8 protein-coding genes are annotated in these 13,941 nt (G+C 69.3%); 4 read left to right on the forward strand and 4 right to left on the reverse strand.

The window, feature by feature from the left end:
• Positions 1 to 52: 52 nt before the first annotated feature.
• From ACQQ2N_RS14760 to ACQQ2N_RS14770, 3 genes are read left to right on the forward strand one after another with little or no spacing between them, the layout of a single operon-like run.
• Complete coding sequence (locus ACQQ2N_RS14760; protein ID WP_440222339.1) at positions 53 to 1,231, forward strand: efflux RND transporter periplasmic adaptor subunit; 1,179 nt, start codon at positions 53 to 55, stop codon at positions 1,229 to 1,231.
• Positions 1,228 to 4,563 carry an efflux RND transporter permease subunit gene (locus tag ACQQ2N_RS14765; protein ID WP_440222340.1) on the forward strand — a complete coding sequence of 1,112 codons (3,336 nt, stop codon included), beginning with the start codon at positions 1,228 to 1,230 and terminating at the stop codon, positions 4,561 to 4,563. The genes ACQQ2N_RS14760 and ACQQ2N_RS14765 overlap by 4 nt, the downstream gene beginning before the upstream one ends.
• Positions 4,564 to 4,597: 34 nt before the next feature.
• Entirely contained in the window at positions 4,598 to 7,675 is a 3,078-nt protein-coding gene (locus ACQQ2N_RS14770) for an efflux RND transporter permease subunit (protein ID WP_440222341.1), read from the forward strand.
• Between the two features lie 16 nt (positions 7,676 to 7,691).
• Here ACQQ2N_RS14770 and ACQQ2N_RS14775 read toward each other — a convergent pair whose 3' ends face one another.
• From ACQQ2N_RS14775 to ACQQ2N_RS14785, 3 genes are read right to left on the reverse strand one after another with little or no spacing between them, the layout of a single operon-like run.
• A complete protein-coding gene (locus tag ACQQ2N_RS14775) occupies positions 7,692 to 8,108 on the reverse strand; it encodes a hypothetical protein (protein ID WP_440222342.1) in 417 nt (138 codons plus the stop codon).
• Entirely contained in the window at positions 8,105 to 9,106 is a 1,002-nt protein-coding gene (locus ACQQ2N_RS14780; protein WP_440222343.1) for an isoaspartyl peptidase/L-asparaginase family protein, read from the reverse strand. Before ACQQ2N_RS14780 ends, ACQQ2N_RS14775 begins: the two co-directional genes overlap by 4 nt.
• Before the next feature lie 37 nt (positions 9,107 to 9,143).
• Entirely contained in the window at positions 9,144 to 10,175 is a 1,032-nt protein-coding gene (locus tag ACQQ2N_RS14785) for a cyanophycinase (RefSeq protein ID WP_440222344.1), read from the reverse strand.
• 212 nt (positions 10,176 to 10,387) lie between these two features.
• Between ACQQ2N_RS14785 and ACQQ2N_RS14790 the strand changes: the two genes are divergently transcribed.
• Entirely contained in the window at positions 10,388 to 13,180 is a 2,793-nt protein-coding gene (locus ACQQ2N_RS14790; protein WP_440222345.1) for a TonB-dependent receptor plug domain-containing protein, read from the forward strand.
• Positions 13,181 to 13,339: 159 nt separating this feature from the next.
• Here the strand turns inward: ACQQ2N_RS14790 and ACQQ2N_RS14795 are convergent, their stop codons facing one another.
• Entirely contained in the window at positions 13,340 to 13,531 is a 192-nt protein-coding gene (locus tag ACQQ2N_RS14795; protein WP_440222346.1) for a hypothetical protein, read from the reverse strand.
• Between the last annotated feature and the right edge of the window lie 410 nt (positions 13,532 to 13,941).

A 13,941-nucleotide genomic window follows, 5' to 3' on the forward strand; every position in this document is an offset into this window, starting at 1 on the left:
TGATGTAGTTTAGTATAACACCATAGCAATAACGGGGGCCCCGATGATCGCCATGTTCCGTACCTGCCGCGGCGTCCTGCCCGCGTGCCTCGCCGTCATGCTCGCCGCCTGCGGCGCGTCGGAGGACAAGGCCAAGGAGGCCGCGACCACGGCCGCGGTACCGGTCGAAGCCGTCGCCGCGGCACCGCGAGCGATCCGCGCCAGCTACACGGGCACGGCGACGCTCGAGGCCGACAGCGAGGCACTCGTCGCCGCGAAGACGTCCGGCGCCCTCATGCAGCTCATGGTGGAGGAGGGCGACACCGTGCGTGCCGGCCAGGTGCTCGCGCGCATCGACGACGAGAGTGCCCGCCTCAACCTCGCCAAGGCCGAGGCGACGCTGCGCAAGCTCGAGAACGACCACCGCCGCTCGAGCGAGATGTTCGCGCGCAAGCTGCTCAGCGTCGAACAGAGCGACAAGATCCGCTACGACCTCGAGACCCAGCGTGCCACCTGGGAACTCGCGCGCCTCGAACTCTCGTACACGCGCGTCGTCGCGCCGATCGGTGGCGTGATCTCGCGACGCCTCGTCAAGGTCGGCGCGTTCATCAAGCTCAACGATGCGCTGTTCCGCATCGACAACTTCGACCCGCTGCTCGCCGTGCTCAACGTGCCAGAGCGCGAGCTCGCCACCCTCGGCGTCGGCCAGGAGGTCGCGATGCGTGTCGACTCGCTCGCGACCGAACGCTTCGGCGGGCGCATCGCGCGCATCAGCCCGGTCGTCGATCCCGCGACCGGCACGTTCCGCGTCACCTGCGAGTTCCGCGACAAGGAAGGGCGCCTCAAGTCCGGCATGTTCGGCCGGCTCGAGGTCGCCACCGCGCAGCGCGACCGTGCGCTCGCGATCCCGCGCGCCGCGCTCGTGGAGGAGGACGGCGAGACGGCCGTCTACGCGATCGTCGCGGCACCGGCGAAGGACGCGGATGCGGCGAAGGCCGGCGACGACACGAAGGCCGCCTCTACCGCGCAGCCGATCGCCGAGGCCGGTGACGGCAAGCCGGCCTCGACGCCGGACGCCGCCACGGCGGCACCGTCGTGGGTCGTGCAGCGTCGCCTCGTCAAGCTCGGCTACGGCGACGCGGGCTACGTCGAGATCCTCGAAGGCCTCGCCGAAGGCGATCGCGTCGTCACGGTCGGCCGCGCCGCGGTGCGCGACGGCACGCCCGTGCAGGTGCTGGAGGGCGTGCCGTGAACCTCGTCGCCTTCGCCACGCGCCGCCGCGTCACCGTCGGCATGACCACGCTGACGCTGGTGCTGTTCGGCCTCATCGCGCTCGCCGGACTCAAGGTCAACCTGCTGCCGGATCTCTCGTATCCGACCCTGACCGTGCGCACCGAGTACGAGGGCGCCGCGCCGATCGAGATCGAGAGCCTCGTCTCGCAGCCCGTCGAGGAGGCGCTCGGCGTGGTCAAGAACGTGCGCCGCATCCATTCGGTCTCGCGCACCGGGCAGTCCGACGTGGTGCTCGAGTTCACGTGGGGAACCGACATGGAGATGGCGAGCCTCGAGACGCGCGACAAGCTCGACGTGCTCACGCTGCCGCTCGAATCCAAGAAGCCCGTGCTGCTGCGCTTCAATCCGTCGACCGATCCGATCATGCGGCTCGGCCTCACCGGTGCGTCGACGGGCGGCTTCAACGAGGCCGAGCTCAAGCAGCTGCGCCGCTTCGCCGACGACGAACTCAAGAAGCGCCTCGAGCCCGTCACCGGCGTCGCCGCGGTCAAGGTCGGCGGTGGCCTCGAGGACGAGATCGACGTCGCGCTCGACCAGCAGAAGCTCGCCCAGCTCGGCCTCACCGTCACCGACGTCGTCGCGCGCCTGCGCAGCGAGAACGTCAACGTGTCGGCGGGCCGCATCGACGAGGGCAGCCAGCGCTACCTCGTGCGCACGATCAACCAGTTCACCGACCTCGGCCAGATGCGCGAGATGCTGGTCAAGGTGGCCGACGGCGTGCCGGTGCGCCTGCGCGACATCGCCGAGGTGCGCCAGGCGTACAAGGAGCGCGAGGGCATCGTGCGCATCGACGGGCGCGAGGCGATCGAACTCGCGATCTACAAGGAAGGCGACGGCAATACGGTCGCGGTCGCGACCGCGGTCAAGGCCGCGCTCGAGAAGCTGCGCTCGACGCTGCCGCCCGGTGCAGGCCTGTCGACGATCGACGACCAGTCGGTGTTCATCCAGCACTCGCTCGACGAGGTGCGCAACGACGCGCTGATCGGCGGCACGCTCGCCGTGCTCATGATCTTCTTCTTCCTCGGCCACGCACGCAGCACGTTCATCATCTCGCTGTCGCTGCCGGTCTCGCTGATCGCGACGTTCTTCTTCATGGGGCAGGCCGACCTGAGCCTCAACGTGATGTCGCTCGGCGGCCTCGCGCTCGCGACCGGCATGGTCGTGGACGATTCGATCGTCGTGCTCGAGAACATCGCGCGGCTGCGCGAGAAGGGCTTGTCGGTCATCGACGCGACGGTCAAGGGCGCGAGCGAGGTCGGCATGGCCGTGACCGCGTCGACGCTGACGACCGTCGCGGTGTTCTTCCCGCTCGTGTTCGTGCAGGGCGTCGCCGGCCAGCTGTTCCGTGACCAGTCGCTGACGATCACGTTCGCGATGCTGATCTCGCTGGTCGTCGCGATGACGCTGATCCCGATGCTGGCGTCGCTGCAGGGCCGCGCGCCGCTCGCGTTCCGCGAAGAGGCGAAACCCGCACCCGCACCCGCACCGCTGCCGCGCAACCGCGTGCTGCGCGTCCTGCGCCGTGGCCTGCGCGCGATCGGCGAGGGCCTGTTCCAGATCCTGCCGCGCGCGCTGGTCGTCGCGGTCGGTCTCGTCGGCAAGCTGTTCGCGCTGACGATCGGCCGCGTGCTCTCGCTCATGGGGCGCGTCGTGGTCGGCGGCTACGATCGCGCCGCGGGCGTCTATCACCGCATGCTGCCCGGCGCGATGGACCGGCCGTGGCTCGTGCTCGGCACCTCGGCACTCGCCTTCGCGGCGAGCCTCGCGCTGATTCCGACACTGGGCATGGACCTGATCCCGAGCCTCGCCCAGGGCCGCTTCGAGACGACGATCAAGCTGCCGCCCGGCACGCCGCTGGCCGAGACCGACGCGCTCGTCGCGCGTCTCGCCACGCAGCACGCCGCCACGCCGGGCATCGCCTCGATCTACGGCGTCGCCGGCACCGGCACGCGCCTCGACGCGAATCCCACCGAGTCGGGCGAGAACATCGCGCGCCTGCTCGTCACGCTCGCGCCGGGCGCCGGCGACAAGGGCGAAGCCGCTGCGATGGCGGCGTTGCGCGAGACGCTCGCGTCGCGTCCGGGCGCGCAGGTCAAGTTCGCGCGGCCCTCGCTCTTCAGCTTTTCGACACCGCTCGAGGTCGAGCTGCGCGGCTACGACCTCGACGCGCTGACGGCGGCCGGACGCGCGCTCGCCGCGCGTCTCGCCGCGTCGGACCGCTTCGCCGACATCAAGTCGACCGTCGAGGACGGCTATCCCGAGATCCAGATCCGCTTCGACCAGGACCGCGCCGCCGCGCTCGGCCTGACCACGCGCCAGGTCGCCGACGCGGTCGTCGCCAAGGTGCGCGGCGAGGTCGCGACGCGCTACAACTTCCGCGACCGCAAGATCGACGTGCTCGCCCGCGTCCGCGAGGCCGATCGCGCCAGCGTCGACGACGTGCGCAACCTCATCGTCAACCCGGGCGCCGCGCGTCCCGTGCGCCTGTCGGCGGTCGCGGACATCGAGGCCACGCAGGGCCCGAGCGAGATCCACCGCGTCAACCAGGAGCGCGTCGCGATCCTGTCGGCCAACCTGCGCCACGGCGATCTCGCCAGTGCGGTGGACGAGGTGCGCACGATCCTGCGCGAGCATCCGGTCGGTGCCGGTGTCGCCGTGCACATCGGCGGGCAGGGCGAGGAGATGGACGCATCGGCGCGCTCGATGCTGTTCGCGTTCGCGCTCGCGATCTTCCTCGTCTACCTCGTCATGGCCTCGCAGTTCGAGTCGCTGCTGCACCCGTTCGTGATCATGTTCTCGATCCCGCTCGCGCTGGTCGGCGCGGTGCTCGCGCTCAAGCTCACCGCGACGCCGATCTCGGTGGTCGTGTTCATCGGCCTGATCATGCTCGCCGGCATCGTCGTCAAGAACGCGATCGTGCTGGTCGACCGCATCAACCAGCTGCGCGAGGAAGGCCATGCCAAGCGCGAGGCGATCGTGCTCGCGGCCGAGTCGCGCCTGCGTCCGATCGTCATGACCACGCTGGCGACGCTGCTCGGTTTCCTGCCGCTCGCGATCGGGCTCGGCGAGGGCTCCGAGGTGCGCTCGCCGATGGCGATCACGGTGATCGGCGGCCTCGCCGTGTCGACGCTTCTGACGCTGGTCGTCGTGCCGGTGGTGTACGAGCGCCTCGACCGCAAGGCCGATGCCTGGTACGTCGCGCGTGCGGCACGCCGCGCCGGCGCCGGCGATGCCGACGGCGAACCGCGCGGCGACGCGCCCGCCACGGCATCGGGCGGAGCGCACGCATGACCACTCCATCGTCCGTCATATGCGGGGCTCGGCCATGACCCTCGCCGAACTGAGCCTCAAGCGTCCCGTCACGGCGGTCATGTTCTTCGTGTCGATGACCGTGATCGGCCTGCTCGCGGCGTTCCGCCTGCCGCTCGAGTACATGCCCGACATCGAGGCGCCGTTCCTGTTCGTGCAGATCCCTTATCCCGGTTCGACGCCGGCCGAGATCGAACGCACGATCACGCGCCCGATCGAGGAAGCGCTCGCGACGATCCCGGGCGTGCAGCGCATGGACTCCAACTCGCGCGCCGACGTCGCCGAGATCTTCATGGAGTTCAAGTGGGGCCAGAACGTCGCGACCAAGGCCGTCGAGGCGCGCGACAAGCTCGACGCGATCCGTGCCGAGCTGCCCGACGACCTGCAGCGCATGTTCGTGCTCAAGTTCTCGACCTCCGACCAGCCCGTGATCCAGCTGCGCATCTCGAGCGATCGCGATCTTTCGAATGCGTACGAGATGCTCGACCGCAAGCTCAAGCGTCCGCTCGAGCGCGTGCCCGGCGTCGCGCGCGTGCAGCTCAACGGCGTCGCCCCGCCCGAGGTGCGCATCGAGCTGTCGTCGGACCGCCTGACCGCGCACGGCATCGGCCTCGACGATCTCGCCAAGGCGTTGCGCGACGCGAACTTCTCGACCTCGGCCGGCCTCGTCCACGACGGTGGCCAGCGCTGGCGCGTGCAGCCGCAGGGCGAATGGCGCTCGCTCGACGAGGTGCGCAACCTCGTCATCGACACGCACGGCCTGCGCCTCGGCGACATCGCCGAGGTCACGCTGCGGCCGTCCGAACTCGACTACGAGCGCCGGCTCGACAAGCGCCCCGCGATCGCGCTCGAGATCAGCCGCGAGCGCAGCGCCAACCTCGTCGAGGTCGGCCGCCTCGTGCTCGAGGAAGTCGAGCGCATCTCGCACGAGCCCGAGATGAAGGGCCTGCAGCTGTACTTCATGCAGAACCAGGCCAAGGGCGTCACCGATTCGCTCGGCGAGCTCGGCAAGGCCGGCGTCGAGGGCACGCTGCTGTCGGTGCTCGTGCTGTTCTTCTTCCTGCGCGACTGGCGCGCGACGCTGATGGTGTCGCTGGCGATCCCGATCTGCTTCGTCATGACGCTGGGCTGCATGTACTTCCTCGGCATCAGCCTCAACATCCTGTCGATGATGGGCCTGCTGCTCGCGGTCGGCATGCTCGTCGACAACGCCGTCGTCGCGGTCGAGAGCATCTACCAGTACCGCGAGAAGTACCCGGACCGGCCGTGGTACTGCGCGGTCGAGGGCACGCGCGTGGTCGGCGTCGCGATCACCGCGGGCACGTTGACCAGCATCATCGTGTTCCTGCCCAACCTGTTCGGCGAACGCAACCCGATCGCGATCTATCTGACCCAGGTCGCGGTGTCGATGTCGATCGCGCACCTCGCCTCGTGGCTCGTCGCGATCAGCCTGATCCCGATGCTGTCGGCACGCCTGCCGACGCCGACCTTCATCGGCCGCGAGACGATGATCACGCGCCTGCAGCGCCGCTACGCGCGCTTCGTCGGCTGGTCGCTGCGCCATCGCGGCTGGACCATGCTCGGCGTGCTCGCGCTGCTGCTCGCCAGCGTCGTGCCGATGAGCCAGACCAAGAGCGACATGTTCCCGGCCGGCGACACGCGCGATCTGCGCCTGAGCTACGACCTCAACGGCAGCTACCACCTCGACCAGCTGCGCCGCTCGGTCGCGCAGGTCGAGGACGTGCTGCTCGCCAACAAGGAGGCCTGGGAGATCCGCGCCGTCTACAGCTATTACGACGAGCGCGGCAACGCCTCGACGTCGGTGCTGCTGACCGAGGCCGACGAGGCGAAACGTCCGGCGTCGGAGATCATGGACGATATCCGCAAGGCGCTGCCGAAGCTTGCGATCGGCAGCATCGGCTTCGATCGCCAGGGCGGTGGCGGCGGGTCGTCGAACGGCATCCGGCTGTCGATCGTCGGTGATTCGAACGATCGCCTGCGCGAGGTCGCGACCTCGGTGCTGCCCGTGCTCGCTCGCGTGCCGGGCCTGCACGACGTGCGCCTCGCCGAGAACGCTTCGGACCGCGAGGTCGCGGTGCGGGTCGACCGCGAGCGCGCGCGCGCCTACGGCTTCGGTGCGTCCGACGTCGCGCGTTACGTGTCGATCGCGCTGCGCGGCGCGCAACTGCGCGATTTCCGCCGCGGCGATACCCAGATCCCGACCTGGCTGCGCTTCCAGGATGCCGACGCGCAGAGCGTGCAGGATCTTTCCGACTACACGCTGCGCGCGCCCGACGGTACCGCGGTACCGCTGCTCGCGATGGTCGACGTGCAGACCCAGGGCGCGGCGTCGGTCATCGCGCGCCAGAACCGCCAGACCGCGCTGCCGATCCAGGTCAACACCGACGCCGACACGACCCAGGACGAGGCGCGCAAGCGCATCGAGGCGGCGATGGAGACCGTGAGCCTTCCGGCAGGATATCGGTGGACGTTCGGCACGAGCTTCCGCGAGGCCGACGAGACCGGCCAGCGCATGGCGTTCAACCTGATCATCGCGCTCGTGCTGGTCTACGTGGTCATGTGCGCGATGTTCGAGTCGCTGGTGTTCCCGGCCGCGATCATGACCACGTTCGTGTTCTCGGTGTTCGGCGTCTACTGGCTGTTCTGGCTGACCGGCACGACGTTTTCGTTCATGGCGATGATCGGCGTGCTGATCCTCATGGGCATCGTCGTCAACAACGGCATCGTCATGCTCGTGCACATCAACCAGCTGCGCCACGAAGGCATGTCGCGCATGGAGGCGCTCGTCGAAGGCAGCCGCGACCGCCTGCGTCCCGTGCTCATGACGATGGGCACGGCGATCCTCGGCATGGTGCCGCTGTGCATGGGCGGCGTGCAGGTCGGCGGCGACGGCCCGCCGTACTTCCCGATGGCGCGCGCGATCGTCGGAGGCCTCGTCTTCTCGACGCTGGTCACGCTGCTCGCGCTGCCGGTGATCTACGCGCTGCTCGACGACGCGCGCGACTGGCTGCGCGATGTCGTGCGCGACGCGCGTGCGGGCCGCGTGCGCCGCCTGCGCGTGCCGGCCGGCTGAGGCCGCCGGCCGCGCGTCAGTCCGCGCTTCCCGGCAGCGGGAACGTGCGGCCGTCGTCGAGGTACAGTGTGCCCTTGCCGAGGATCTCGCTGCCGAACGTGCTGATGAAGCGCGCCTCGACGCGGCCCTTGCCGAGGCTGCCCTCGAGGCGGAATGCGAAGTCCTCCGCACCCGGCAGAGCGCCCGTACGCATGAGGTCGGTCTCGATCACGCGGATCTCGCCGATGTGGCGTGCGACGACCGGGTCCTCCTGCAGCGCGGTGCGGGCCTGGTCCTTGAACACGTCCATGCCGGCCGAGAGCAGCCAGGAAATGCCCGCTGCGGCGGTGACCGCGAGCAGACCGAAGCCGAGGATCAGCGCCCAGGCCCAGCCCGGCAGGCCTTGCCGGCCCGGATGCGGGACCGGCTGCGGCGGCGCGTGGCCACCCGTCACGGCGCGCGCTCGTCGGGGTAGATCGCCACGTGGGCGACGCCGTCGGCACCGATCCAGCCGCGGTACATGCCTTCGGTGTTGAACGGCATCGCGAAGCGTCCATCGGCGCCGAGCACGATCGCGCCGCCGTCACCGCCGAGCGCGGGCACCTCGCCGTTGATGACGGCTTCGCCGGCCTTGGTCGGCGATTCCTTGAGCAACCCCATGCGGGTGCAGATCGTGTGCGCGGCGGCCGTGCGCAGGTAGAACTCGCCCCAGCCCGTACCCGAGACCGCGCAGTTCGCGTCGGCCCAGGTGCCCGCGCCGATCACCGGCGAATCGCCGACGCGGCCGTAGCGCTTGTTGGTCATGCCGCCCGTCGAGGTGCCTGCGGCGAGCTTGCCGGCGCGATCGAGCGCGACCGCGCCGACCGTGCCGAAGTGTTTCGCGGTTTCGAGATCCGTGCTGGCCTGGCCGGCCTTCTCCTCGCGCAAGGCCTTCTGCAGCTGCTCCCAGCGACGTTCGGTGCGGAAGTACGACGGATCGACCAGCGTCACGCCGACGCTCTTCGCGAACGCCTCGGCGCCGTCGCCGACCATCATGACGTGCCTGGACTGCTCCATGACGGCGCGCGCGAGCGTGATCGGGTTGCGCACGCGGTGCACGCCCGCGATCGCGCCGGCGCGTCGCGTCGCACCGTCCATGAGCGAGGCGTCGAGTTCGTTGGTGCCGTCGTGCGTGAACACCGCACCCTTGCCGGCGTTGAAGTTCGGATCGTCCTCGAGCGTCGTGATCGCCGCCGTGACCGCGTCGAGCGCGGGCTTGCCTGCCGCGAGCTCGGCGTGGCCGCGCGTGAGCGCGAGCGTCAGCGCCTTGCGCACCTCGGCCTCGATCTCGGGCGTCATCGTCGCGCGCTCGACACCGGCGCCGCCGTGGATCACGAGCAGCGGCTTCGCGGGCGTCGCCGCGAACGCGGCAGGACAGAGCGCGGCGAGGAGCAGGGCAGGCAGGCGTTTCATCGTGTCGGGCATTCCGGGAAAGTGTTGGACGGGGCGTTCAGCGCTGGGTGGTTGCGGTCTTCGCGGCATCGTCTCGGCGCTCGAGGACGCCGTCGCGCACGTCGACGCGCGACGTGAACGCGGGCGACTCGACGCGCAGCGCGGCGAGGTCGACGCGGCTCCCCGTGCCGATACCGGTCACGCGCAGGCCGGTGAACGTGAGCGGCGTGGCCGCCTCGACGCGCTCCGGGCCGTGTACGGGTTCGACGAGCCAGGCGAGGCCACCGCCGCGCGTGAACACGCGGCCGCGACCGTCGCCTTCCAGGCACAGTGCGGTGTCTTCGTCGATGCCGAGGCCGACGAGGTCGTCGCGGCCCTCGTCATGCGCGGCGCGCGCGAGGAATGCTACGAGTCGGCCGAGCCGATCGCGCTCGGCGAAATGGCTGTCGGTGAGGATGCGATCGAGATGCGGCAGGCGCAGGAAACCGTGATCGAGCGTGAGGCCGGGACCGAGCGGATCGCGCAAGGCCTGCGCCGAGGTGATGCTGCGGCCGTCGAGCGCGCCGTAGACCGTCGCGCCGAGGATCGCGAGGCCGGCACTCGTGCCGCCGAGCGGCTTGCCGTCATGCACATGCTTCTCGAGCGCGGCCGCAAGCGGTGTGCCTTTCCAGTAGCGCAGGTAGCGCGACTGGTCGCCACCGGCGATGAAGATGCCGTCGGCGCGACGCACCGCCTCGAGCAGCGTCGCGTCGTCGGCACCGCGGCGGTCGTGGAACACGAAGGTCTGCAACGACGCGACCGGACCGAAGCGTTCCTGCCACTTGCGCTGCAGTTCGGCACCGAGCGAGGCACGCAGGATCACGAGATGGCCGCGGCCGGCGTGTTCGGTGAACCACGTGAACGCCTCGTCGGGCCATTCGCCGCCACCCATGAGCATGAGTCCGGGCGTCGTCTTCGCCTGCACGTCGCGTGCGGGATCGCCGATGGCGTGGTGGACGTGGCCGGGATCGGCGAGCGCCGTGCCCGCAGGCAGCGCGAGCACGAGGACGAGCAGTGCGGCGGCGACGAGGCATGGGAGACGCAGGCGCATCGACGGTGTCCGGTGTCGGAACATGGGCGCGGCAGTCTCGCACCAAGCTCCGTCGATGCCCACTGCCATTCGTTGCCGCGGCGCAGCGTGGCGGAAATCCGCGCGTCGTCGCAGAATGCGCTCGCCGTCGCGACGCGCCGTGCCGGGGGAGAACGGACGGGGCGATCGGACGGGGTCCGGCCATGCCGGGTCCATCCCTCCAGAGAACGACCATGCACACCCATGTGAACGTGTTGCCGCTCGCGCTGGCGATTTCGGGCGCGCTTTGTGCTGCCACCCTTTCCACCCCCGCCTCCGCGCAGGGTACGCCCGCGTCCGACAACGTCGAGGCGCTCGAGGCGATCCAGGTGACCGGCTCGCGCATCCCGCGCGCGCAGGTCGAAGGCCCCGCGCCGGTCACCGTCATGACCGCCGAGGAGATCAAGGCCAACGGGTTCATCAGCGTGCCCGACGTGCTGCGCGCGATGACGCAGAACGGCGGCGAGACGCAGAGCCAGCAGTCGGGCAGTGGTGCCGATTTCTCGCCCGGTGCGCAGCAGGTCGACCTGCGCGGCCTCGGGCCCAACCACACGCTCGTGCTCGTCAACGGCCGCCGCATCGCCGACTTCCCGATGCCGTTCAAGGGCCGCAGCAACTTCACCGACATCTCCAACATCCCGGTCGGCATGATCGAGCGCATCGAGATCCTCACCGGCAGTGCCTCGGCCGTGTACGGTTCCGACGCGATCTCGGGCGTGGTCAACTTCATCCTCAAGAAGCAGGCCGACGGCACCACGCTCGATTTCCGCTACGGCGACACCGAGCGCGGCGGCGCCGAGTCGTACACGCTGAATCTCTCGACCGGCTTCACGCGCGGCGACTTCAACCTCGTGTTCGGCGCCGAGCTGCTCGACCAGAAGCCTCTGTGGGCGTACGACCGCAAGATCCAGGACTCGACCGCCGATGCGCCGACCTCGCGCTCGCAGACGCCGCGCCGCACGTTCCTGCGCACGGACTACTACGACGACTACATCGATCCGACCGAGGAGCGATGCGCCGCGCTCGCCGGCCTCAACGGCGGCACCACGATCTACGCGTTCCGCCAGAACTACGGCCAGTTCTGCGGCAGCCGCGAATCGATCGGCTACGGCACGATCCTGAGCGAACGCAAGGGCATCAACACCTACACGTCGATGACGATGCCGCTCGGCGATACGCTGAACTGGTTCGCCGACGTGCAGCTCGGCCACAGCAAGGTCGAGCTGTTCCGCGACGTCGCGCAGTGGAGCTACATGGCGCCGGACGGCAACGAGGAAGGTTACTTCTACAACGACGCCACGGGTCAGGTCGAATACTGGGGCCGCCAGTTCACGCCCGAGGAGATGGGCGGCCTCAAGCGCGGCATGATCGAGACGACGCAGAAGACCTTCAGCTTCACGACCGGGCTCAAGGGCAGCTTCGGCAGTGCATGGGACTACGAGGCCTCGCTGAGCCACTCGCAGTACAAGGCGCGCATCAGCTGGCCGCAGATCGTCGCGGCGGCGGCCAACAACCTGTTCCTCGGTCCGCAACTCGGCATCGACGATGACAGCGGTTACCCGATCTTCGATGCCGATCCCGATCGCCTGTACACGCCGCTCACGCGCAGCGAATACGATTCGATCGCGGCCCGCACCGTCTACAACCCCGAATCGCGCAGCGACACGCTCGCGTTCACGCTGTCCAACACGAACCTGTTCGAGCTGCCGGCCGGCCCGGCGGGTTTCGCGGGCGTCGTCGAGGTCGGTCGGCAGGACTACGACCTCAAGCCCGACCCGCTCGCGACCCAGTACTACTACTACAGCTGGAAGGATTCCGACGGCCACGGCAGCCGCAACCGCTGGGCCACGGCCGGCGAACTGCGCCTGCCCGTGTTCGAGAGCGTCAACGTGAGTCTCGCCGGCCGCTACGATGACTACCGTTTCGCGGGTCGCAGCGCCGACAAGTTCACCTGGAGCGCCGGCATCGAGTGGCGCCCGCTCGACAGCCTGCTCGCGCGTGGCTCCTACGGCACCGCATTCCGCGCGCCGGACCTGCATTACGTCTACGCCGGCACCGGCAACGACGAGACCTCGGGCGCCGACTACTACCGCTGCCGCGTCGAGGAACCCGACACCGACATCACCGACTGCTCGTACTCCGACGAAGGTCTGATCCGCACGCGTGCGGGCAGCCGCTCGCTCGGTCCCGAGACGAGCACGTCGTGGACCGCCGGCTTCGTGTGGTCGCCGATGGCCAACCTCGACGTCTCGATCGACTGGTTCGACATCGACATGCGCGACCAGGTGCAGGATCTCAGCACCGACCGCCTGCTGCAGCTCGAAGCCAACTGCCGCCTCGGCAGCGACGTGAACGGCAACGCCGTGGATCCGTCGTCGCCGAGCTGCGTCGACGCGATCGCGCGCGTCAACCGCCTCGCCAACGGCAACCTCTACGGCGTCACGGTCAACCCGATCAACGTCGCCCGCGAGCGCACCAACGGCGTCGACCTCAGCGCGCACTACCGCCTCGAGACCGGCATCGGCGACTTCCGCTTCAGCGGCAACTACACGTGGACGCACGAGCATTCGTTCCAGCAGTACACGGGCGACGCGACGATCGACCAGTTCGCGGTCAACAGCGGTTTCGACATCCCGCGCAGCAAGGCCAGCGCAAGCGTGTCGTGGGAGCGCAACGCCTGGACGGTCACGCTGCACGGCCAGCGCCTCGGCCGTCTTCCGAACTCCGACTCCTACGACCAGATCGTCGACCTCAGCGAGGGCGAGAAGGCCTGGATCGGCGCGACCTACCGCTACAACGCGTCGATGCAGTACCGCTTCAACGAGCGTGCGCAGCTCGCGTTCTCGGTCACCAACCTGTTCGACAAGATGCCGCCCAAGGATCCGACCTACACGGCGTATCCGTACTACGACATCTCGTGGTTCGACGCGATGGGCCGCGCCTACTACGTGCAGTACACGCAGCGCTTCGGCGGCGGCGCGCTCTGACGTCTCACCCCGCGCACGCGCACGGCGTGCGCGGGGTCTTTCGGGACGTGTCGATGCGCCGGGACGAGGGGCGCGTGTGCGTGGATCGCGTCATTCTTGCGCCCCCTCTCCCCCAGCCCCTCTCCCGCAAGGGGAGAGGGGAGACCAGCGCATCGTCGGTCATGCCGGCGCCGGCGCGTCTTTTGCGATGCTCCCTCGCGAGCCTTCAGCGTGCTCGATCTCGTGTCGCGGTTGTTCGAACGGCACGGTCGCCGTGCGCGCTTTCGGCTGCTCGGAGAGCATCACCGCGACGATCCGGGTTTGCCTCGCGGACGCTCCGCGCTCGGTCATCGTGTCGCCGATCCAGAGCATGTCGCTCCAGCCCCTCTCCCCTCGCGGGAGAGGGGCTGGGGAGAGGGGGCGGAAGCGTGACGAGGTTCCGACCTCATGTGTCGCGTACCCGTCGCGGCGGCGGGTGCTCGTCGCCGAGCAACGCATCGACGTCCGAGGAGTCTATGGAGCATGTCGCTCTAGCCCCTCTCCCCTCGCGACGATATGGGGTCAGGTTCATTTTCTCTGGGCGATGTCCGCACTGCGTCGGGCGACGAGGGAAAATGAACCTGACCCCAGATTGTGGACACGGGGCATGACGAGGGCCGCCAGGCCCGCAGCATTCACGTCGCCGCTGTCACGCGTCGAACAGCAGGTCGTACTTCAGGGGCATGCTTCTTCGGTGCGACGCCGGTAAAGCTGGGGTCAGGTTCATTTTTTCCTTCACACCC

This window comes from Dokdonella aquatica (assembly GCF_051987395.1).
GTDB lineage: Bacteria > Pseudomonadota > Gammaproteobacteria > Xanthomonadales > Rhodanobacteraceae > Dokdonella.